The 21,392-nt window shown below is 68.5% G+C and carries 24 protein-coding genes; 8 read left to right on the forward strand and 16 right to left on the reverse strand.

Going from position 1 to position 21,392, the window contains the following annotated elements; all coding sequences use genetic code 11:
• Position 1: 1 nt before the first annotated feature.
• The 7 genes from C461_RS10975 to C461_RS15855 all read right to left on the reverse strand — a co-directional run bounded on the left by C461_RS10975 (position 2) and on the right by C461_RS15855 (position 4,602).
• The gene (locus tag C461_RS10975) at positions 2 to 1,147 is read right to left on the reverse strand and encodes an NAD(P)/FAD-dependent oxidoreductase (RefSeq protein ID WP_008001220.1); all 1,146 of its coding nucleotides are present in this window, start codon (positions 1,145 to 1,147) and stop codon (positions 2 to 4) included.
• 1 nt (position 1,148) lies between these two features.
• Positions 1,149 to 1,391 (reverse strand): sulfurtransferase TusA family protein, encoded by a 243-nt coding sequence (locus C461_RS10980; RefSeq protein WP_008001221.1) that lies wholly within the window; start codon positions 1,389 to 1,391, stop codon positions 1,149 to 1,151.
• A gap of 119 nt (positions 1,392 to 1,510) precedes the next feature.
• A complete protein-coding gene (locus C461_RS10985; RefSeq protein ID WP_008001222.1) occupies positions 1,511 to 1,756 on the reverse strand; it encodes a DUF7542 family protein in 246 nt (81 codons plus the stop codon).
• Positions 1,757 to 1,901: 145 nt separating this feature from the next.
• Positions 1,902 to 2,117: a hypothetical protein gene (locus C461_RS10990; RefSeq protein ID WP_008001223.1), complete on the reverse strand. Its 216-nt coding sequence runs from the start codon at positions 2,115 to 2,117 to the stop codon at positions 1,902 to 1,904.
• Complete coding sequence (locus C461_RS10995) at positions 2,114 to 3,907, reverse strand: b(o/a)3-type cytochrome-c oxidase subunit 1 (protein WP_008001224.1); 1,794 nt, start codon at positions 3,905 to 3,907, stop codon at positions 2,114 to 2,116. The genes C461_RS10990 and C461_RS10995 overlap by 4 nt, the downstream gene beginning before the upstream one ends.
• The gene (locus C461_RS11000) at positions 3,904 to 4,419 is read right to left on the reverse strand and encodes a cytochrome c oxidase subunit II (RefSeq protein WP_008001226.1); all 516 of its coding nucleotides are present in this window, start codon (positions 4,417 to 4,419) and stop codon (positions 3,904 to 3,906) included. Before C461_RS11000 ends, C461_RS10995 begins: the two co-directional genes overlap by 4 nt.
• A gap of 6 nt (positions 4,420 to 4,425) precedes the next feature.
• Complete coding sequence (locus C461_RS15855; protein ID WP_008001229.1) at positions 4,426 to 4,602, reverse strand: hypothetical protein; 177 nt, start codon at positions 4,600 to 4,602, stop codon at positions 4,426 to 4,428.
• A gap of 97 nt (positions 4,603 to 4,699) precedes the next feature.
• Here C461_RS15855 and C461_RS11005 point away from each other — a divergent pair, with 97 nt between their 5' ends.
• Entirely contained in the window at positions 4,700 to 4,906 is a 207-nt protein-coding gene (locus C461_RS11005) for a hypothetical protein (RefSeq protein WP_008001231.1), read from the forward strand.
• Between the two features lie 36 nt (positions 4,907 to 4,942).
• Positions 4,943 to 7,396: a heavy metal translocating P-type ATPase gene (locus C461_RS11010; RefSeq protein ID WP_008001233.1), complete on the forward strand. Its 2,454-nt coding sequence runs from the start codon at positions 4,943 to 4,945 to the stop codon at positions 7,394 to 7,396.
• A 64-nt stretch (positions 7,397 to 7,460) separates the two neighbouring features.
• On the opposite strand, the gene C461_RS11015 is transcribed toward C461_RS11010, so the two are convergent.
• From C461_RS11015 to C461_RS11035, 5 genes are all read right to left on the reverse strand, one after another.
• Complete coding sequence (locus tag C461_RS11015; RefSeq protein WP_008001235.1) at positions 7,461 to 7,703, reverse strand: SelT/SelW/SelH family protein; 243 nt, start codon at positions 7,701 to 7,703, stop codon at positions 7,461 to 7,463.
• Between the two features lie 71 nt (positions 7,704 to 7,774).
• Entirely contained in the window at positions 7,775 to 8,857 is a 1,083-nt protein-coding gene (locus C461_RS11020; protein ID WP_008001237.1) for a sensor histidine kinase, read from the reverse strand.
• A gap of 102 nt (positions 8,858 to 8,959) precedes the next feature.
• A complete protein-coding gene (gene cyoE / locus C461_RS11025) occupies positions 8,960 to 10,363 on the reverse strand; it encodes a heme o synthase (protein WP_008001238.1) in 1,404 nt (467 codons plus the stop codon).
• Between the two features lie 69 nt (positions 10,364 to 10,432).
• Positions 10,433 to 10,876, reverse strand: a complete 444-nt coding sequence (locus tag C461_RS11030) for an adenylyltransferase/cytidyltransferase family protein (protein WP_049906553.1) — start codon at positions 10,874 to 10,876, stop codon at positions 10,433 to 10,435.
• Positions 10,873 to 11,394, reverse strand: coding sequence for a Mov34/MPN/PAD-1 family protein (locus C461_RS11035; RefSeq protein WP_008001243.1), 522 nt, complete (start codon positions 11,392 to 11,394; stop codon positions 10,873 to 10,875). Before C461_RS11035 ends, C461_RS11030 begins: the two co-directional genes overlap by 4 nt.
• A gap of 198 nt (positions 11,395 to 11,592) precedes the next feature.
• Here C461_RS11035 and C461_RS11040 point away from each other — a divergent pair, with 198 nt between their 5' ends.
• Positions 11,593 to 13,539, forward strand: coding sequence for a DHH family phosphoesterase (locus C461_RS11040; RefSeq protein WP_008001245.1), 1,947 nt, complete (start codon positions 11,593 to 11,595; stop codon positions 13,537 to 13,539).
• 40 nt (positions 13,540 to 13,579) lie between these two features.
• Here C461_RS11040 and C461_RS11045 read toward each other — a convergent pair whose 3' ends face one another.
• Both C461_RS11045 and C461_RS11050 read right to left on the reverse strand, forming a co-directional pair.
• The gene (locus C461_RS11045) at positions 13,580 to 15,412 is read right to left on the reverse strand and encodes a phospholipase D-like domain-containing protein (RefSeq protein ID WP_008001247.1); all 1,833 of its coding nucleotides are present in this window, start codon (positions 15,410 to 15,412) and stop codon (positions 13,580 to 13,582) included.
• A gap of 63 nt (positions 15,413 to 15,475) precedes the next feature.
• Positions 15,476 to 16,840, reverse strand: a complete 1,365-nt coding sequence (locus tag C461_RS11050) for a HEAT repeat domain-containing protein (protein WP_049906554.1) — start codon at positions 16,838 to 16,840, stop codon at positions 15,476 to 15,478.
• A gap of 230 nt (positions 16,841 to 17,070) precedes the next feature.
• Between C461_RS11050 and dpsA the strand changes: the two genes are divergently transcribed.
• Positions 17,071 to 17,619 carry a DNA starvation/stationary phase protection protein DpsA gene (dpsA, locus tag C461_RS11055; protein WP_008001251.1) on the forward strand — a complete coding sequence of 183 codons (549 nt, stop codon included), beginning with the start codon at positions 17,071 to 17,073 and terminating at the stop codon, positions 17,617 to 17,619.
• 104 nt (positions 17,620 to 17,723) lie between these two features.
• Here the strand turns inward: dpsA and C461_RS11060 are convergent, their stop codons facing one another.
• Together C461_RS11060 and C461_RS11065 are read right to left on the reverse strand one after the other, a co-directional pair.
• Positions 17,724 to 18,161, reverse strand: coding sequence for a DUF5809 family protein (locus C461_RS11060; RefSeq protein ID WP_008001253.1), 438 nt, complete (start codon positions 18,159 to 18,161; stop codon positions 17,724 to 17,726).
• 36 nt (positions 18,162 to 18,197) lie between these two features.
• The gene (locus C461_RS11065; protein WP_049906584.1) at positions 18,198 to 18,716 is read right to left on the reverse strand and encodes a DUF5810 domain-containing protein; all 519 of its coding nucleotides are present in this window, start codon (positions 18,714 to 18,716) and stop codon (positions 18,198 to 18,200) included.
• A gap of 171 nt (positions 18,717 to 18,887) precedes the next feature.
• Here C461_RS11065 and C461_RS11070 point away from each other — a divergent pair, with 171 nt between their 5' ends.
• Genes C461_RS11070 through spt4 form a run of 4 tightly spaced genes read left to right on the forward strand, consistent with a single transcriptional unit; the run spans position 18,888 to position 21,362 of the window.
• Entirely contained in the window at positions 18,888 to 20,132 is a 1,245-nt protein-coding gene (locus C461_RS11070) for a translation initiation factor IF-2 subunit gamma (RefSeq protein WP_008001257.1), read from the forward strand.
• A gap of 1 nt (position 20,133) precedes the next feature.
• Complete coding sequence (locus C461_RS11075) at positions 20,134 to 20,568, forward strand: PIN domain-containing protein (RefSeq protein ID WP_008001259.1); 435 nt, start codon at positions 20,134 to 20,136, stop codon at positions 20,566 to 20,568.
• A 21-nt stretch (positions 20,569 to 20,589) separates the two neighbouring features.
• Entirely contained in the window at positions 20,590 to 21,165 is a 576-nt protein-coding gene (locus tag C461_RS11080; protein ID WP_008001261.1) for a DNA-directed RNA polymerase, read from the forward strand.
• Positions 21,165 to 21,362: a transcription elongation factor subunit Spt4 gene (gene spt4, locus C461_RS11085; protein ID WP_008001262.1), complete on the forward strand. Its 198-nt coding sequence runs from the start codon at positions 21,165 to 21,167 to the stop codon at positions 21,360 to 21,362. Before C461_RS11080 ends, spt4 begins: the two co-directional genes overlap by 1 nt.
• Positions 21,363 to 21,392: the final 30 nt, after the last annotated feature.

Genomic DNA, 21,392 nt, shown 5'->3' on the forward strand with positions numbered 1-21,392 from the left:
CTCAGAGCAACCCCCGTGCGGTGAGCCAGTACGAATCGTTGTACGCCAGCTTCGACCAGTGGAGCTTCTCGGACGGCGGCGCCGGTGACGGCGGGTTCTCGTAGTCGAACTCGACGAACGACGCCGCGTCCATCCCCGTCTCGACGAAACACAGCGTCTTGCCGTCGTACGTCGCCGTCGCGGGGCGGCCGCGGATCTCGCTCGCGAGCCGCTGGCTCAGGACCCCGGCCTGGTAGTGGGCGACGCTCCCGGCCTTCGGCACGCCGGTCGTCGCGGCGTCCCCGAGCGCGTACACGTCGTCGGCCGCCTCGGCCTCCAGGGTGTGTTTGTCCACGTCGACCCAGCCGCGGTCGCCCAGCCCCGCCTCGTCGACGACGTCGACGCCGCGGTGCGGCGGAATCGCCGCGAGGAGGTCGTAGTCGAGGTCCGTTCCCTCCATGGAGGTGATCGTCTTCGCGTCGGGGTCGACCGACTCGGCGTTGAAGAACGTCTCCACGTTGATGTCGCGCTCGTCCATGATCGGCGCCGCCCACTCGGCGATGTGGGGGTTGCCGTGGACGCGCTGGATCGGGTACGTGTAGGTGATCTCGACGTCGTCGCGCAGGCCGCGCTTCCGGAACCAGTCGTCCGCCATGAAGACGAACTCCAGCGGCGCCGCCGGACACATGTGCGGCGTGCCGACGACGCTCAACACGAGGTGGCCCTCGGTCATCGAGAGCAACTCGTCGCGGAGCGCCAGCGCGCCGGATTCGGAGTAGTAGTCGTGCCCGCCCGCCGCGAGCCCCGGGATCTCATCGTCGGCGAGCGTCGATCCGGTCGCGACGACGAGATAGTCGTAGCCGAGCGGCCCGGCGCCGTCGCGGAGCGCCAGCTCCTTGCCGTCGGTGTCGATCGCCGTCACCCGGTCGATCGTGAGATCGATCCGGTCGTCGACGAGGTCGCGGAGCGGGCGGCGCCCGTCGGCGGGCTCGCGCTGTCCGAAGGGGATGTACAGCCACACCGGCTTGTACACGTGGTCGGGGTCGTCGTTGATCAGCGTGACCTCGACGTCGCCGGCGTCGATCTCCGGACCGAGACGCTCCGCGAGGTTGTTCGCGAGCACCGCGCCGCCCGTGCCGCCGCCGAGGATCGCGACGCGTTCGGTCATCTCACGCGACCTCCACGTAGAAGCCGTAGTGGTCGCCGCTCTCGTCGACCGCGACGAGCTCGTTGTCGGTCTCGTCGACCCACTCGGAGACGTCGGTCAGCGACTGCTCGGCGTCGCTTAAAAGGAGGATAACGTCGCCGGGGCTCGCGGACCGGACTCGACCGATGAGGTCCATCAGCGGACCCGGACAGGCCGCACCGCGGGCGTCGACGGTATCCGTGGGTTCGATATCGATGGTGGACATAGGTACAGACGATCGTTCGTTCCCCAGAGATATAGTATTGTGCATCAGTTCCAAGACAGAGGAATGGAGGCGAACATATTTATACCGCCATCAGTTTCGGCCGCGGCGACGCGATCCGGTTACGGGTCTCTCAGCGCCGGGTCGACGAGCGGAGAGTCCTCGTTCGCACACTCCGGACGGCCGCAGACGCCCGCGTCGGCACCCGCCTGTGAGACGCCGTCAGTGAGCGACTCGATGTTCCACGCCACGTCGTGGCCGGTCGTCGACTCGTGGTCGTCTACGGCCGCTCGAGCGTCGGGAAGTCGGTCGTACGTCGCCGAGAACGGACAGTCCGCACACCGAACCGTGACGCGCGTTCGTGCCATACAGGAGTCTTGCCCCATCGACACATAACGCTCGCGGTGCGCCGATGCAACGCATCGAAAGGGGTCGACGATTCACGGTGAGAGAAACCGCAGCGACAGAACAGCGAAAAGGCGATCGACGCCGTCGGTGACGCGGTCCGCGGCGCTATGCCGATTCGTCGCCGTCGGGTTCGAGCCGCCACCCGCCTTTGAGCGTTATGAACCAGATCGTGACGCCGGCCAGCGCGAACACGGCGGCCATGTAGGGGATGAGCGGGAGTTCGATCCCCACGAAGTCCAACACCGTGCGGAGCTCGTAGATTATCACGCCGAAGATCGCGAGCGCGACGAGCAGCCCGCCACGGGTGATGTCCAGGCTCACCGGCCCACCTCCGCGAGCGCGGCGATCGCGTCGACGACGACGCCGGTCAGCAGCGCGGGTGCGTTCGCGAGCGCGTCGGCGGCCGGCACCAGCCACACCGGGTAGGTGCCGACGCCCGGCCCGAGCAGCCCGCCGCGGCTGATGATGGCCCCGAGCGGGAGCGCGTACGCGAGCACGACCAACACGAGGGCGATGCCGACCCACAGACGGAGGTTATCGAGCACCCGCGGCGCGTCGTCGGGGCCGGACAGCGCCGGCGGAAGCGTCTCCGCGAGTCCGGAGACCTTCGGGTTCCCCATCGTGAGCACGAGGTTCCCGATGAACAGCACCGTCGAGAGGAACAGCAGGGTCCCACCGATGGCGATCTGGATGTTCAGCTCCTCGAAGCCGCCGAACCCGGCCGCGTACTCGAAGCCGGCGTACTCCGGCTCCGCGGTCCGGCGCGGGACGCCGAGGATCCCCTGCGCGTGCATCGCGTTGGACATCAGCGCCATGCCGATGAACCAGAGGACGACCTGAAAGAGACCGATCGAACGGCTGTAGATCGGCTTGTTGGAGATCTGCGGCCAGATCCAGTAGGTCGCCGCCATGAACGTGAGCGCGACGGCGGTCCCGACGGTGAGGTGGAAGTGGCCGGGGACCCAGATCGTGTTGTGGATCATGTAGTTGATGTTCATGCCGGCGTTCACCATTCCGGAGAACCCGCCGGCGGCGAACATCAGCCCGGCGAGCATCATGCCGGTGAACTCTGGCTTCCGCCACGGGAGCTCGGTGAGCCACCCGAGCAGCCCGGTGCCGCCGCGCTGGCGGGCGCCGTACTCGACGCTCGCGACGACCGTGAACGCGGTAAGCAGGCTCGGCAACAGCAGGAACATCGTGTTCGTCATCGAGATGAACTTGAAGCCCTCCGCGATCCCGGGGTCGAGGTACTGGTGGTGGATCCCCACGGGAGTCGAGAGGAGGAGGAACAGGACGAACACGACGCGCGCGAGCGGGTCGCTGAACAGGCGTCCACCGGCGATCTTCGGCAGCACGGTGTACCACAGCAGGTACGCGGGCATCAGCCAGAAGTAGACGACCGGGTGGCCGAAGAACCAGAACAGCGTCCGCGTCAGCGTCGGGTTCACCTGATCGATGAAGCCGAGCGACCACGGGAGCAGGAAGATGAGCACCGACGCGGCGACCGCCGACGACGCGATGTACCACATCGCCATCGTCGTCAACACCATGAACGTCTGCAGCGGGATGCGCTCGTCGGGGTGCTCGCGCTTCCACGCGAGCCACGTGCGGAACCAGTCGGCCCCCGCGATCCACGAGCCGACGATGAACACCGCGAGCCCCGCGTAAAACAGCGGGTGCGCCTGTAGCGGCGCGTAGAACGTGAACAGCACGTCCGCGCTCATATCGAGCGCGTCGACGAACCCGGCGAGGATCGAGATCCCCGTCATCGTCATTCCCGCCGCCATCAGACCGTACCAGGTCCACGTGATCTTGATGTTGAGAAGCGGCCGGTCGAGACTCCGCACGATCGCCCACGTGAACAGCCCGACGAGGAAGAACGTCGTGAAGCTGAGCGCCAGGAACACCCCGTGGGCGGTCAGCGAGGTGTAGTAGTCGGTCGAGCTGATGAGCCCCCGGAACACGTCGGTCCGGTGGAGCGTCTGGATGATCCCGAAGATCGCGCCGAGCGTGAGCGCCAAAAAGGAGCCGAGCATCGCCGCGCGGACGACGGCCGCCTCCTCGGGGAACTTGTCGACGAACGTCCGTTCGCCTTCGATGGCCTCGCTCATTCGTCCTCACCTCCGCTCTGCTGCTCCTCGAACTCGGCCTGGCTCACCACGTTCACTTTCCCTTCCATCACGTGGTGTCCGGCGCCGCAGTACTCGTTACAGATGAGTCCGTACTCCTGCGGTTCGTCGGTCTCGACGGTGATCTCGGAGACCTCGCCGGGAACGACCATCGTGTTGGCGTTCGTTCCGGCGACCTCGAACCCGTGGATCACGTCACGAGACGTGACATAAAACGTCACGCGGCTGTTCTCGGGGACGACGATCGGGTCCGGCTCGAAACCGAACTGGTAGGCGACGACGTACGCCTCGTACTCGTTCTCGCCCACCTGTTCGACGCGCGGCTCGGAGAACCGCTCGTCCTCGTCGAGCCCGCCGGCGTCGATCGCCGGCTCGGTGTCGCTCACCATCGCGACGCCGGGGCCGACCGCCCCGTACGTGACCGAGCCGATGAGGAGCAGAATGAGGAGTATCGAAGCAGCCAACCAGAGTTTTTCGTAGGCGTGAATGTGCATGCGTGATCACCCCACCACGACGAGATCGCGTCCGAGGAACTCGATGTAATAGATGAACAGCCACGAGAGCACCAGGATCGCAAAGTAGATCCCGATGAGCGTGAGCGTCCCGATTGGATCGAACTCCTCGTCGCCACCGCCCACCTCGTCGGCCGAGGGGTGTGCGGTTTCGTTTTGGCCCATGGAAGCGGTTACACACAGCCGGATATATACGATCGACTCGTTCTCAGGATGTGGGAACTTTGCCGTTATCTATGACTATCGGCGACCGCGTTGGCGTATGGACTTCTCGCTCCAGCAAGCCGTCCTTCTCGTGTTGGGCGGACTCATCCCCGCGGCGGTGTTCATCGCCGATCGGGCGGAGATCGTCGTCGCCGTGACGCTCGTGAACGTGCTTCTCATCTGGGGAAGCCTCCATGTCGCGACCGGCGGCAGCCTCCGACCGGGCTCTTCGGCCTCGGACGCGACAGACCCAGAGGAGGCGTAACGCCGCCGCGCTGGCGGCAGCGGAATCGACTCCACGATGTCGACTTGCACGCTCTGTGACCTGCCCACGGGCGACGACCCCCACACGGCCCCCGACGTCGACGGCGAGTTCTGCTGTCGCGGCTGTCTCGCGGTCGCCCGCTCGCTCGACGACGTCGACGACCTCGACGACCTCGACGACCGGCGCCCCGACGCGGAGCCGGCCGCCGAGTTCGACGGCGAGACGACGTTCCTCCACGTCGACGGGATGCACTGTGCGACCTGCGAGTCGTTTCTCGAACTCACCGCGGGGAAACAGGACGGCGTCGCGGCGGCCGAAGCGAGCTACGCGACCGACACGATCCGTGTCGACTACGACCCGGAGACCGTCGACGCCGCCGAACTGCCGGACCGCCTGTCGGTCGCGGGCTACACCGCCAGCGACCGCGCGAACCCCGAACCGGACGGCGACGACGTCGCCATCGTCCGCTTTCTGATCGGCGGCGGGTTCTTCGGGATGATGGCGATGCTGTGGTACGTCCTCTTTTTATATCCCACCTACTTCGGGTACGACCCGATCCTCGATCTCGGAGGCGTCTCGGGCGTGTACCTGTTCGCGCAGATCTGGGTGTTCACCTCGATCGTCCTGTTTTATACGGGGTATCCGATCCTCAGGGGCGCGTACGTGAGCCTCCGAGCGCGACAGCCGAACATGGACCTGCTCGTGTCGCTGGCGGCGGTGAGTTCGTACGCGTACAGCTCGCTCGCGCTACTCATCGGCCGGACAGACCTGTACTTCGACGTGACGATCGCGGTCATCTTGGTCGTCACCGCCGGCAACCACTACGAGTCGCGTATCAAGCGGCGCGCCACCGGAATGCTCTCGGAGCTGACGACGGCGGCGGACCGCGACGTCCGGACCGAGGGGGGCGAGCCGATCGCGGCGGACGCGGTCGAGCCGGGCGATCGGCTCCTCGTCCGCCCGGGCGAACGCGTCCCCTTCGACGGGGTCGTCGCCGACGGGACCGCCGCCGTCGACGAGGCGCTGATCACCGGCGAGTCGCTGCCGGCGACGAAACGCGAGGGCGACGCGGTCCGCGGCGGCACCGTCGTCACCGACGCACCCGTCGTCGTCGAGGTCGGCGAGGACGCCGCGAGCACGCTCGACACCCTCGTTCGGCTGCTGTGGGAGATCCAGAGCTCGCGGTCGGGGATTCAACGGCTCGTCGACAAGCTCGCGACGATATTCGTGCCGCTCGTCGTCGCGGTCGCCCTCCTCGCCGCGGGGGCCACCCTCGCGCTCGGCAGCGCGCCGACCGACGCCGCGCTCGTCGGGCTCACCGTGCTCATCGTCTCGTGCCCGTGTGCGCTCGGTCTCGCGACCCCGCTCGCGATCGCCGCGGGGATTCGCGACGCCGCCCGCCGCGGGATCGTGATCGTCTCCGACGCCGTCTTCGAGGACGCCGCCGACATCGACACCGTCGTGCTCGACAAAACGGGCACCCTCACCGACGGGGAGATGCGGCTGTTGGACACCGTCGCGGAGGGCGCGTCGGCGGGGGCAGTCCGCCGACGGGCGGCCGCGGTCGAGCGGGCCTCGGTCCACCCGATCGCGGAGGCGATCGTCGACGGCGTCGACGGCGTCGGCGAGGGAGGCGAGAGCGGCGAGGGCGAATCCGACGGCTCCGGCGTCGCCGCGGCCGACGGAGGGACGACCATAGGCGGCGACGGCGAGGCGCCGAGCACCGGGAACGAGACCGCTCGCGAACCGTCGATCGCCGAGGTGAGCGTCACGGACCGAGGCGTTTCGGGGACCGTCGACGGCGACGAGGTCGTCGTCGGCCACCCGTCGCTGTTCGACGGCGACGAATGGGCCGTCTCGGACCGACTTCGCGCCGCCGGAGAGGCGGCCCGCGACGACGGGAACGTCCCGGTGTACGTCGGCTGGGGCGGGGCTGTTCGGGGCGTCCTCGTCGTCGGGGACGAGGTCCGCGACGGCTGGGAGGCGGTGGTCAGCGACCTCGCCGCCGGCGGTCGTCGCGTCGTCGTTCTCACCGGCGATTCGCCGGCGGCGGCGGGACGCTTCGAGGCGCACCCCGACATCGACGAAGTGTTCGCGGAAGTCCCGCCGGAAGCGAAAGCCGAGACGGTCCGGCGGCTGGCCGCGACCGAGCGCGTCGCGATGGTCGGCGACGGGAGCAACGACGCGCCCGCGCTCGCGGCCGCCGATCTCGGCGTGTCGATCGCGAGCGGGACGGACCTCGCCGCCGACGCCGCGGACGCCGTCCTGTTGGAGGACCGGCTGCCCGCGATCCCGGAGCTGTTCGCCGTCACCCGCGGGACGAACCGCCGGCTGAAACAGAACCTCGGCTGGGCGTTCGTCTACAACGCGGTCGCGATCCCGATGGCGATATCCGGCGTCCTCAATCCGCTTCTCGCCGCGCTCGCGATGGCGACGAGCAGCATCCTCGTGGTGACGAATTCCTCGCGACCGGTGTACGACGGCGATTGACCGTCCTCCAGCGCGTGAGGCTGCGACCTCTCCCCGTGAGTTCCGATCGACCGCTTCGGACCGACTAGGCCGTCGCCCCGACGTGGGGTCTGACGGCGCGAACGATGGCGTCGACGTCGTAGTCGTCCTCCGTCTTGTCGAAGACGACCTCCTCGTCCACCCGCACGACGAACACGCCGTCGTCGCCGGTGACGAGCGCGACCTCGTCGAGCCCCTCGCCGAACTGGCGGAGGAGCGCGGCCGAAACGTCTTGTGCGCGGTTCAACATGCCGCACGGCACGCAGTATTCGATCTCGACGCGAGTCATACGCGCTCGTATCGGGGGCGGATACAATTAAAGACGGGTGACGGCGAGCGCGCACCGGATCTGCCGGCGCGCTACGGCGAGCCCCCGGCGACAGCAACCTCGAAGCGCGTCCCGCCGTCCGCGCTCTCGGTGACACGGATCTGCCAGCCGTGAGCCGAGACGATCCGGTCGACGATCGCGAGGCCGAATCCGTTGCCGTCGCGCGACGACGTGTACCCCATGTCGAAGACGCGAGCTCGTTCGTCCTCGGGGATGCCGGAGCCGTCGTCCTCGACGTAGAAACCCGCTTCTCCGTCGAGCGCCCCGACTCGGACCGTAACGTCGGGGCCGCCGTGCTCGACGGCGTTCCGGAAGAGGTTCTCGAAGACGTGAGAGAGCCGACCGCGGTCCGCTCGCACCGTTCCCGCACCCTCGGTCCGCAGGGTCGCGTCCATGGTGTCCACCCGCGACCAACTCTCGCGGGCGCACGCGCCGAGGTCGACGTCGGCGGTCTCGTCGACGCGTTTGCCCTGACGAGCGAGCGCGAGCGTCTCGTCGATGATCTCGTCCATCCGGTCGAGAGACGGTTCGAGCGCCGTGAGGTGCTCGTCGTCGGGGTGAGCGCCTCTGGCGAGGTCGACCCGTCCCCGAACGACGTTGAGCGGGTTCCGCAAGTCGTGTGAGACCACGCTCGCGAACTCGTCGAGTCGGTCGCGCTCCCGTCGGAGTTCCGCCTGTCGGACGTTGATCCGCTCGGCCGCGACCTCGCGGTCGATCGCCTTCGCCTCGAACAGGCCGATGGCCAGTCCGATCCCGCCCCCGAAGGCTACCGCCCAGCGGGTCCACCCGAACACCTGAAACGTCGATTCCGTCGGCAGCGTCGCCATGAACCCGACGTTGATGAGGAGAAACGCCGCCGCGCCCGCAAAGCACCACCGGGTGAGCCGAGGATACCGCGCGGTCGAGATGTCTGCGCTCGGAGCCCACCGGGCGGCGTAGCCGAACCCGAACACGATCAGCACCGACGAGAGGAAGCCGACCCAGTAGCCGTCGGGAACGGAGACGGCCCCGCGCGCGGCGATCGCGGCTTCCGCGACGAGCGAGGCGCTGAGGACGACGCCGAGGCCCCAGACGGGCCACAGCGAGTCGACGTCCGTTCTCGTGGTGGGGTCCATTCGAACACGAGCGATTTCTCGCGGAGGTATATAAAGCACGCACGGTCGATCGTCTGATCGGAGGATCGGGCGTCAGGGACTGCCGCAGCGACGGCGGACCGCTCAGACGACGAGCGCGTCGAACACCACCGCGAACAGGAGCAGCCCGAGGTACGCGTTCGACGCGTGGAACGCGCGGAACGCGGCCGCCTCCGTCTGCTCGTAATGAAGCCGGACGACCATCCACAGGAACACCGCACCGAGGACGACGCCGACGGCCGCATATAGCCCGCCGAGCGGCTCGGCGACGACCGCCAGCGCCGCCGCGGCGATCAGCGTCGCGCCGAGGTACCAGACGATGTGACGGCGGGTCGCCGTCTCGCCGCGAACGACGGGCATCATCGGGAAGCCACCGCGCTCGTAGTCGTCTTTGTACGCCAGCGCGAGGTTGTAGAAGTGCGCCGGCGTCCACAGGAAGATGACTAACGCGAGCAGGAGGCCGCCGCCACCGATCTCGCCGGTGACCGCAGCCCAGCCGATGAGGGCGGGGAGCGCCCCGGCGGCCCCGCCGATGACCGTGTTCTGGACCGTGTTCGGCTTCAGAATGAGCGTGTAGACGACGCTGTAAAACAGGATGGCGATCAGCCCGAGCGCCGCCGTCAGCGGATTCACGGTCCAGAAGAGACCGAGCGAGACGGCGGTCAACAGCAGCCCGAACGCGAGCGCCTTCGGAACGGGGACGAGGTCCGTCGCGAGCGGGCGGTCGCTGGTTCGCTGCATCCGCTTGTCGACGTCGCGTTCGAGGACGTGGTTGAACGTGCCGGACGCGCCGATGGAGAGCGCGCCGCCGGCCAGCGTGGCCGCCACGACGGAGGGAGTAAATCCGGGACCGCCGGCGAGCGCCATCGCCGCGGCGGCGACGAGACAGAGCAGCCACATCAGCCGCGGTTTCATGAGCCGGAAGTAGGCGCCCGCGGTGAGCCTGAGCCGCGGCAGCGTCGCGGTCGGGATGTCGGGTTCGGGAACTTCCTCGACGGGCGGGAGGTCGTCGGTCCCCGGCTGGAAGTCGACGGGGGCGTCGTCGTCGTCGCCGGTCTCGGCCTCTAGCCACCAGGCGAGGCCGGCGAGGACGGCGCCGAAGATGATCACGCCGAGGAGCAGATGAACGGGGGCGAGCGCGGCCGGGAGGCTGCCGACGGCGACCAGCGCCCCGACGCCGGCCTGCGCCGGGAAGACGAGGAGCGCGAACGCCAGCGCGACGCGAACGCGACGGCTCGCCCCGTCGGTCCACGCGAGCGCGGCCGAGGCCGCGACGAGGAGGCCGACGGCGACGGCGAGCACGCGGTGCCCGAGCGCGATCCACCCCGCGGTCTCGGTGGGGAGCGCGGTCCCGTCACCGCAGGCGGGCCAACCCGTACAGGCGGCGGCCGCTTCGGTGAGCGAGGTGGTGGCACCGACGACGAGCAGGAGGTACACGCCCATCGCCGTCGCCGTGAGCACGGCGGGGAATCGGTCGGGTATCGTCACTTGACACCGCTTAGGAACCGATCCATATATGTCCCGCGCTTCCGCGAACCGCCGGCCCGCCGCGACCGGCTACGCGTCCCCGCACCCGCCCCGTCGCCGCACGATCCGATCGATGATGTCGCCGCTGGAGAGCAGTTCGTCCTCGTAACGGGGCTCGCGGCCGGAGGCGCGCTCGACGCGGCAATCGATCCCTCGTTCCGCGAGCGCGTCGGCGATCTGTCCCTCGTCGTGGTGCTGGTCGAATCCCAACACGATCACGTCGGGATCGAGCCGGCGAATGGGGACGAACACGTCCTCGGGATCACCGAGGTGCGCGTCGTCGACCGCGGCGAGGGCGCTGACCATGTCGCGGCGCTGCTCGGCACAGAGGATCGGCGCGGGCTTGTGCGTGACGTTCGAGCGGCGGGCGACGATCGCGTGCAGCTCGTCGCCGTACGTCGCCGCGTCTTCCAAGTAGTGAACGTGGCCGGGGTGGAGCAGGTCGAAGGTGCCCTGGGCGACGACCCGCGTCATCGGAACCACGAGCGGAAGCGGCCGCCATCGCGGTTTTCCTCGCTGATCTCCCGATCGATGTCCTCCTGCGTGAAATCGAAGAAGTGCTCGTCCGGGACCTCCACGTCGAGCACGTCAAGCGTCGTCTGGTTCCCCTCGTTGTCGAACGCCTTCCAGTCGCCCCATCCGTACGGAGCGCCGACGATAATGTGGACCCGCCCCTGCCCGAACGTCGCCAGGTCCGCCGAACTCGGACGGAGCACACCGTTGGGGTGAGAGTGGACTGAGCCGACGGCGCGCATGTCGTTCGGCTTCATGTGCGTCCGGACGCTGGCGCTGACCGGGTTCGACTCCGTGCCGGGGATGACGAGAACGTCGGTGATGACCTGCCCGTCCCGGTCGAGATCGAGCTTCCTGGCGTCGTCCGCCCGGAGAAATCCCATGTACTCGTTGGGATGGCTCTCCTCGCTCGCTTCGAGGACGAACTCCATCGTTTCCCGGGCGATCCCGAGAAGCTCGTCCGAACGGAACAGTCGCATACCGGAGGGAAGTCGCCGTCGCCTCATAGGGGTTCCGGACCCGGGCGTCAGGCGCTCGAACGGACGGGCCGCGAACTGCGGGCCGGACGCGTCGCGATCTGCCGCCAGCGGGATCTCCGCCGGCGTTTCGGGGAGACATCGCAACCGGCAGACGCCCGAGAGAACAGGCTTAACACCGGCCGTTCCCGAAGACACCCTATGAGCGAGAACTCCGCCGGGGATTCCGGCACGCGGGGCGATTCGAGCCCCGAACCCGACGCCGAAGCGGCGAAGGGGGCGGCCGACGAGCGGCCGACCGTTTACGATCTGGCACCCGACTGCACTCTCGAAGACGTCGACGTCGGTGCGCTGTACCACGCCGAGGTCAACGGCGTCGTCGACTACGGCATCTTCGTCGACGTCTCCGCCGCCGTCTCAGGGCTCGTCCACGACTCGAACCTCGACGGCGAGTACGACGTCGGCGATAGCCTGATCGTCCGGCTGACCGAGGTGAAAGAGAACGGCGACGTCGCGTTCGACGACGAGACGGTCGACGACCACCGGACGGAGACCGTCGAGCACGAGCCGTCCATCTCGCGGATCCGCGGGCTCGCCCCCGGTGACGAGGTGACCGTGGAAGGCGAGGTCGTGCAGGCGAAACAGACGGGCGGGCCGACGATTTTCGCCGTCTCCGACGCCTCCGGCGTCGTCTCCTGTGCGGCCTTCGAAGAGGCCGGCGTCCGGGCGTACCCCGAAGTCGCCGTCGGCGACATGGTCCACGTCAGCGGGACGATCGAAACCCGCGAGAACGCCCTCCAGCTGGAGGTCGACGCTCTCAAGAAACTTCCTGACGAGCGCGCCGCCGAAGCGCGAGCGCGCTTCGAGGAGGCGCTGGACGAACGCGCCGAGCCGGCCGACATCGACCCGCTCGTCGAGTGGGCGGCGTTCGAGCCGATCCACGACGACCTCCGTGACCTCGCTCGGCTCCTCCGCCGAACCGTCCTCTCCGGGCGACCGATCCGCGTCCGACACCACGCCGACGGCGACGGAATGTGCGCGGCGATTCCGGTCCAACTGGCCTTGGAGAACTTCGTCGGCGACGTCCACGAAGACCCGGACGCGGCGCGACACCTCTTCAAGCGGCTCCCGAGCAAGGCGCCGTACTACGAGATGGAAGACGTCACTCGCGACCTCAACTTCGCGCTGGAAGGGCGGGCCCGCCACGGCCAGAAGCTCCCCTTCCTCCTCATGCTCGACAACGGGTCGACGGAGGAGGACGTGCCGGCCTACGAGAACCTCGCGCACTACGACATCCCGATCGCCGCAGTCGACCACCACCACCCGGACCCGGAGGCCGTCGAGCCCCTGCTCGACGCCCACATCAACCCGTACCTCCACGGCGAGGACTACCGGGTCACGACGGGGATGATGTGCGTCGAACTCGCGCGACTGATCGACCCGTCGCTCACCGAGGAGCTCGAACACGTCCCGGCGGTCGCCGGGCTCTCGGACCGCTCGAAGGCCGAGGCGATGGACGACTACGTCGCGCTCGCCGAAGCGGCCGGCTACGACGAGCAGGACCTCCTCGACATCGGCGAGGCGCTCGACTACGCCGCCCACTGGCTACGCTACTCCGAGGGGAAGACCCTCGTCAACGACGCGCTCAACGTGGGCTGTGAGGACGAAGCGCGCCACGAGGAGCTCGTGGAGTTCCTCTCCGAGCGGGCCGCCCGCGACGTGGACCGCCAGCTCGACGCGCTCGACGACCACGTCGAACACGAGCGGCTCGCCTCCGGCGCGCACCTCTACCGGATCGATCTGGACGAGTACGCCCACCGGTTCACGTACCCCGCACCGGGCAAGACGACCGGCGAACTGCACGACACGCGGGTGAAAGAGACCGGCGACCCGGTGATCACGATCGGATACGGCCCGGACTTCTGCGTGCTCCGGTCCGACGGCGTTCGCCTCGATATCCCGAACATGGTGACCGAACTGAACGAAGAGCTGCCCGAGGCGGGCGTCTCGGGCGGCGGTCACCTCGTCGTCGGCTCGATCAAGTTCGTGAAGGGCCGACGCAGCGCGGTCATCGAGACGCTCATCGAGAAGATGGCCGACGCGGAAATCGACGAAGCGCTCTCCTCGACGGCCGCGCTCGAGGACTGACCCGACCCCGGAACGGTCGTCCCCGCCTCCGACGCGCTCCTCACGAGAACGCCACCTTACGACGCGCTATCAGCCCGGCGCCCGCGAGCGCGACGGACAGTCCACCGAGCAGGCCGACGGGGAGGTGAACGCCGCCGCCGCGCCAGTCGGCGGCGTACGCGCGAGCGTAGAAGTCCGCGACCGACTCGTCTTCTACCGCCAGCAGCACCTCTCGGTTCTCCGTCGCCGCGCCCTCGTTCCAGTTGAGACTGCCGACGACCGCCGTGTCGTCGACGACGAGTCCCTTGGCGTGGATCTTCCCGTACCGCCCGCGCGGCTCCGCGACGGCGACTTCGATCGGCTCGTCGGCGAGTTCGTCGGCCAACGCCCGGTTCTCTTCGCGGTCGTACCACGCGTTGGACAACAGGAGGTGAGTGTCGACGCCGCGGTCGGCGGCCCGTCGAAGGGCGCGAACGATCCGATCGTCGGGGCCACCCGTCCGCGGGACCACGGCGAGGACGCGGTCGTCCGCGGCGTCGATCCGAGCCACCATCCGGTCGGCCGCGTTCCCGGGAGCGGTGAGGAGTTCGACATCCGCTGCGGCCGGTTTTGAGGGCGGCGCGAAGCGAGTCGGGTACGTCCCGTTCGCCGTGCCCGAGTCGTGGAACTCGGTGTCTGCTCGGAACGACTCCCACGAGCGGGCATCGGCCCCGGTAGCGTCATTGCGGAAGAGCGCGGCGAGATGGTCGGCAGTTGTCGACCCGTTCACGGCTGTCGGAGAGCCCGCGGGCGACGACGGTTCGGTGACGACGCCCCAGCCGCGGTTGGTCCGGCCGCCCGTACCCGACGCCTTCCAGTTCTCGGTGAGAACGACCGCGCGATCGTCCGCGACGGCGTACTTCGCGTGGTGGAACCGGAACCGCTCGGGGTCTTCGTCAAGAACCCGGATCTCGACGCCGTTGGCGGCGAGCCGGTCAAGGAGCCGCGCGCTTCGGGCCGAAAAGCCGCCGACCGGAGATCCCTCGACGAGGACGCGCACGGTGACGCCGCGGTCGGCGGCGGCGACGAGCAGATCGGCGACGCGAGTCGATTCGAGCGTGTACCCGGCGAGGAGCAGGCGCTCGTCGGCGCCGCGTAACGGGTCGACGGGAGCGCCCGGTGCGTCCGGCAGCACGAACGGTGTCGCCGTCGCGTTTTCGGTCCGTTCCGGCGTCCGGGGGGCGTACCCGCGGGGGCGCCACTCGCCCCAGCCCGCCCGCCAGCGATACCCTTCGCGGACGCGGTCGTACTCGACGACGTCCACGGCCGCGCCGTCCCGGCGGAGTTCGATCCGATCGCCGGACGCGGATAGCGGAAAGTACCCGTCGAGCGCGCGCAGTTCGATCGATTCGCGGTCGACGCGGGCGGTGTGGCCGGTGCGGTCGGACCGGGCGGCGTGAGTCGACCCGGCACCGAGGAGAGTCGCCGTCGTCTCGGGGGCCATCGACAGCGCGACCGTCCCGGTCGCGTTCTGCGGGATATCGACCTCGTGGTAGCCGTCCGAGAGCGACCAGTTCCCCCGCTCGGGGAGCCGGACGACGAGGTACTCGCCGCGGTTCTCGTCGGTGGTCGGGTTCGGGTACAGCTCGACGATTCCGGGACCGGTGACCGCGGCTGTGCCGTTGTCGACGACGGCGGCGTCCGCCATCGGGACGCGGCCGGTCGCGTCAGCCGCACCGGTCGTGTCGCTCGCGCCGACCGCGTCGTCCGCACCGGCCACGTCGCCGGCAGCGGCCGGAGCAGCCGCCGGGACGACCGCCGCGAGCGCGACGAGGAGGAGAACGGCGACGAGCCGCGCGGCTGCGGGGGACGGTGTCCGCGTGATCGATACGGACGAGTGGGTCGGGATCCGCACGCGGGGTATTCCTCCCGCTATCAGTCAAAAAGGTCGGCGACGGAAAGAGACGCAGGTATCGCGTTACGCGGTCGCCGAGTCCGCGTCGAGGGATCGCTCGGCCTTTTCCGCCTCGGTCGAGACGATAAAGGAGCGTTCGTCACCGTATTCGGCGACGATTTCGAGGGCTTCCTGCGTGCCGATCTGCCGGAGCGCCCAGCCCGCTGCAGCGCGCACGTCGTCGGATTCGTCCTCGGCGAGGGCATCCGCGAGCGGGTCGATCGCGCGCGTGTCACCGATGAGCCCGAGCGCGCGGGCGGCGTGCGGGCGAACGAGGTCGTCGGTGTCGCTGTCGGGGTGAAGCTCGTTCGCGAGCGGCTGGACGGCGTCGGCCGCACCGATTTCGCCGAGCGTTTTGAACGTCACCTTCTGGAGCTGCGGGTTCGAGTCCTCCTCGACGTATTCGACGAGCGTCTCGACCGCCTCCTCGGCGGCCATTTTCCCGAGGATGCTGATGGCGAACTGGTCGCGCTTTTCGGCGCGGCCGAGGAGCATTTCGAGCGAGGCGTCGGTCTTCCCGCGCTTGCCCATGCGTTCGAGCGCTTCGAGACAGTGGCGCTCCATGAAATCCGACGTGAGCGAGTCGAGCGCGAGCAGGATCATGTCGACGTTGCCGCGCGCCTCGTGCTCTTTCAGCGCGGACCACTCGACCGGGAAGTCCTTGTAGTGGCCGAGCACGTCGTAGTACCCCTGCGCGCGAAGTTGCTCGTGGGTCTCGAGGTCGTCCCACTCCTCGGCGTCGTCGAGTCCCGCCGAAAGGGCGTCGGTCGCCTCGAGGAGCGCGGCGATGGTTTCGGCGTCGGCATCGGCGTCGAGGTCGGCGTCCGCGACCGCCTCGGCGACGGTACCCAGCGCGTCGATCAGGTCGTCGAGGTCCTCGTGGGCGGGGAACGCATCGACGTCGATCAGATCGGACGCAGTCTCCAGGAACGCGTCGACCGCGTTCGCGGCGTCGTCGCGGCCGTCGGCCGTCCACTCGGTGTCTTCGAGGGTCGCGGCGGCGGCCTCGATCGCGTCGACGACGTCCTCGCCGTACGGACCGCGGGCGTCCTCGACGCCCTCGCGGAGGTCCGAGATCCGATCTTCGAGGTCGCCGCGGGGATCGTCTGCGTCCTCGTCGTCCTCGTCCGGTTCGGGAAGGTCGGCCTCGTCGAGACCGGCCTCCGCGTCGTCGAGGAGCGCGTCGACGTCGTCGAGATCCGCCTCGGTCTCGGCGTCGTCAAGCAGGGCCTCGATATCGTCGAGGTACTCGTTCAGGGACTCCTCGGTCGCTTCGTCCGGGAGGGTCGGCGCGGCGGCCGCGTCCGTCGACTCGCCGGCGTCCTCCGCGTCGTCCGCGGCGTCGGCCCCCTCGGAGGCGTCGGCCGGGTCGTCGTCGCCGTTGCTCATACACCACGAACTGCGCGCGTAGTCCATTAAGACGTTTCCCTTCGCGGCGGGGCGACTGAGCGACCCCAACGATCCGTCCGCTGCGTGCCCGAGCGAGTCGGTCCGACAGCCGGGACGAAAGAAGCGCCGAGATGGAGATCGTAATGTGTAAAAATATATTTCTTATTTTCGAACTCTGCTTTTGTTAGTGAGAACTATTAAGTGGGAAGCGCGCGTACGCTGAGTCAGTCATGAGTACTCAAAAACAGGCCCGTCAACGCTACGGAGACGTTCACGAGAGCGAGGCGCTTCGCATCCCCGAGGAGAAGGCAGAGCAGTTGGTCGACGCGCTCAACACCGACCTCGCAGCGACGTACGTGTTGTACCACCAGGTGAAAAAGCACCACTGGCTGGTCGAGGGCGCGGAGTTCCTCGGCATTCACGAGTACCTCGGAGAGGTGGCCGCGGACCTCGAGGAGGGTGCCGACGTGTTAGCTGAGCGCGCGCAGGCGCTCGGTGGCGTGCCGCTGTCGGGCGGCGCGAACTACGAGGAGCACGCGCCGGTGAGCCCCGAGGACGCCGACGCCTACGACATTCGGACCTCTCTGGAGAACGACCTAGAGCTGTTCGGCGACATCACGGAGATGCTCCGCGAGCACATCCAGCTCGCCAACAACCTCGGCGACTACAACACCGAGGAACAGCTCCGTGAGATCCTCGAAGACGTCGAGAAACACGGCCACCACATCGAGCACTACTTGGAGGACGACACGCTCGTCACTCAGGGTTCGCTCGAGTAGATCGACGACGGCGGAACGGCCACCGTCGACGCCGGACCGCTTCCGATCGGCTATTCCTCCGTAGTTTCGACTGCCGAGCGACTGCGACAGGACGGCGCGTCTGGTTACCTCCCGGATTCGTAGAACTCCTCGCGGTACACGCGACCGAACGCGTTCCGGCGAAGGGTGCTGGCGGCCGCGTCGGGCTCGTCCTGATACGTCGCCGCGATCACGGTGTCGGCGAAGGGGATCGGGTGCCAGACGACGTTGTCGACGTTGTCGGACCCGATCCGGACGACGTCGTCATCGTCGAACTCGCTGTCGGCGAGCCACGCGTCGAACTCGCTGTCTTCGCCGACGTGGACCGCCAGCTGTTCGGCGAAAACGGCGTCGCGGGCGGTCCGGATCACCTCGGGCGTGACCCGCTCGTCGTACTCCTCGGCGTCGAACGACATCGCCTTCGTCGCCTCGCGGACGACGACCTGTGCGACCGGGCCGACATCCTCGTAGTACTCAAGTGCGTCGGCGCGCGTCTCCGGGGCGAACGTTCCGCTGGTCTCCATACCGCGCGTTCGGCGGCGATCGGAAAGGGCGTTCCGTTACGCGGACGAGTCGCCGTCGTCGCTGGTGCCGTCGGTGCCGTCGCCGGTACCACCGTCTCCGTCGTCGGCTTCGTCAGTATCGCCCGCGCCGTCGTCGGACAGCATCTCGCGCGTCAGGTCCCTCGCTTCGCGGAGGGCAGCCGCAGTCTCGGGGTCGGTCGCACCCGTTTCGTCCACTCCGCCTCGCCCGCCGGCCGCACCGGCGTGCCCGTGACCGGCGTGACCGCCTTCGGCGTGTCCGTGAGCGTGCCCGCCCCGTGCGTGTGTCTCGACGTCGACATCCGGACGCCCGCGGTCGACCGTGTCCTCGAACACCTCGTGGTACTCGGCGTCGGCGGCGTGGGGCGTGACGGCCGCGGCGAGGTCCGCGGGCTCGCGATCGACCCATTCCGTGACGTGGTCGTCGAGCCACGTCTCGTGCTCGTCACCGTGGAGCATCGCCGTGAACGCGAGGTGGTGGGCGAGGTGTTCGCCGTCGCGCTGCGGAGTTGCGCATACCGGACACGCGTATCCCATGTCCGGGGTGACGGCCGTGAGGCGTAAAGCGGCGTCGGACGAAACCGTACTGTCGGCCGATCGCGTCCGAGAATCGGTCCACTCGCGGGCGCGCGACAGCACTATAACAGCAACTTTATCACTCGCACGGGGCGAAATTCGGGTAAGACTACTCCGTTAGGAGGTCCAACAGTGACTAACACCAACACACAACCGGAGGTGAACATCGGTCTCGTCGGTCACGTCGACCACGGGAAGACGACGCTCGTGCAGGCGTTGTCCGGCTCGTGGACCGACCAGCACAGCGAGGAAATGAAACGCGGCATCTCGATCCGGCTGGGATACGCGGACGCGACGTTCCGTCGCTGTCCCGGCGTCGACGCGCCCGAGTGTTACACCGTCGACGAAGAGTGCGAAGACGGCTCGAAGAGCGAGCCCGTCCGGACGGTGTCGTTCGTCGACGCCCCGGGCCACGAGACGCTGATGGCGACGATGCTCTCCGGCGCCTCGATCATGGACGGAGCGGTCCTCGTCGTGAGCGCGACCGAGGACGTCCCGCAGGCGCAGACCGAAGAGCACCTGATGGCGCTCGATCTCATCGGGATCGAGAACGTCGTCATCGCCCAGAACAAGGTCGACCTCGTCGACCGCGACCGCGCCGTCGACAACTACCGACAGATCCAGGAGTTCGTCGAGGGAACCGTCGCCGAGGACGCACCGATCGTCCCCGTCTCGGCGGGACAGGGGGTCAACCTCGATCTGCTGATCGACGCGATCGAGACGGAGATCCCGACGCCCGATCGCGATCCGGGCGAGAACGCTCGGATGTACGCGGCCCGCTCGTTCGACATCAACCGTCCGGGCGCGACCGCGGAGACGCTCAAAGGCGGCGTCGTCGGCGGCTCGCTCGTCAGCGGTGAGCTGTCGATCGGCGACGGACTGGAGATCCGTCCCGGCCGCGAGGTCGACGAGGAGGGCCAGACGGAGTGGCGCCCCCTCGAAACGACGGTCCGCTCGCTGCAGGCCGGCAGCCAAGACGTCGAGACCGCCCGGCCGGGCGGTCTGCTCGGCGTCGGCACCGGACTCGACCCGAGCCTGACGAAGGGCGACGCGCTCGCGGGACAGGTCGCCGGCGAGCCCGGCACGCTCCCGCCGACGCGCAACGAGTTCGAGATGCAGGTCGACCTGCTCGACCGCGTCATCGGCAGCGAGGAGGGCGACGACGACGACGGTGCCGTCGAGGAGATCACCACCGGCGAACCCCTGATGCTCACGGTCGGCACCGCCACCACGGTCGGCGCGGTGACGAGCGCTCGCGACGGCGAGTGCGAAGTGAAGCTCAAACGCCCCGTCTGTGCGGACGAAGGCGCGCAGATCGCGATCAACCGACGCGTCGGCGCGCGTTGGCGGCTCATCGGCGTCGGGACGCTGTCGTAGCGTGACCGACGACGGCCGCCACGCCGGATCGGGCTCGGGCCTCGCGGGCGAGCGGGCTCCCGTCGTCGCGCTCGACGCGAGCGCGCTGATGGCCCCGGTTGAGGCGAACCTGCGGCTGTTCGAGGAGCTCGATCGGGTGCTCGGCGCCTACGAGGCCGTCGTTCCCGCGGCGGTGCTCGCGGAGCTCGACGGGCTGCAGGGCGGAAACGGCGCGGCGGCGACCGCGGCGAGCGTGGGTGCGGACCTCGCGGCGCGGGCGGAGACAGTGGAAACGGACGAATCGTACGCCGACGACGCGCTGGTCGAGCTGGTCACCGAAGGCCGGGTCGACGGCGTCGTCACCAACGATCGACCGCTGGCGAACCGGGTGCTGGAGGCGGGCGCACCAGTAATCGGTTTAAGGGGTCGGAACACACTGGCAATAACGGAACCCTAGCGGACGCGGACAACCAAGAACATGTACAAACGAGTTCGACTCAAGGATACGGTCGAGGTACCGCCGAAACACCTGGCGGACGTCACCGACGAGCGGGTGAAAGCCCTGCTGCAGGACAAACTGGAAGGACGAATGGACGAGGACGTCGGCAGCGTCGTGAGCGTCATCGAGGTTCACGACGTCGGCGAGGGCGCGGTGTTACACAACCGCCCCGGCGTCTACTACGAGGCGGAGTTCGACGCGCTGACCTACGACCCCGACATGCAGGAGGTCGCCGACGGCACCGTCGTGGAGACGGTCGAGTTCGGGGCGTTCGTCGGGATCGGGCCGGTCGACGGACTGCTCCACGTCTCGCAGATCACCGACGAGTACCTCACGTTCGACGGGGCGAATCAGCAGCTCGCCTCCTCGGACTCCGATAAGACCCTCGGCGTCGACGACGCCGTCCGGGTCCGCGTCGTGACGAAGAGCATCGACGAGCGCAACCCGCGCGACTCGAAGATCGGTCTCACGGCCAAACAGCCCGGCCTCGGGAAACACGAGTGGCTGGAGGGCCAGCGAAAACACCGCGAACAGACCGGTGAGGAGGCCGACTGATGGCCGAGGACCGCCTCGCGTGTCGTGAGTGCCACCACGTCAACGACCCCGACTCGCAGACCTGCGAGCACTGCGGGTCCTCGTCGCTGACGGAGGACTGGGCGGGCTACGTCATCATCACGAAGCCCGAAGAGAGCCAGATCGCCGAGGAGATGAACGTCACGAAGGCCGGCTCGTACGCCCTGAAGGTCCGGTAGGAGGCAGTTCGCGGTAACGGTTTTCGGTTT

It is taken from the genome of Halorubrum aidingense JCM 13560 (assembly GCF_000336995.1).
Classification (GTDB): Archaea; Halobacteriota; Halobacteria; order Halobacteriales; family Haloferacaceae; genus Halorubrum; species Halorubrum aidingense.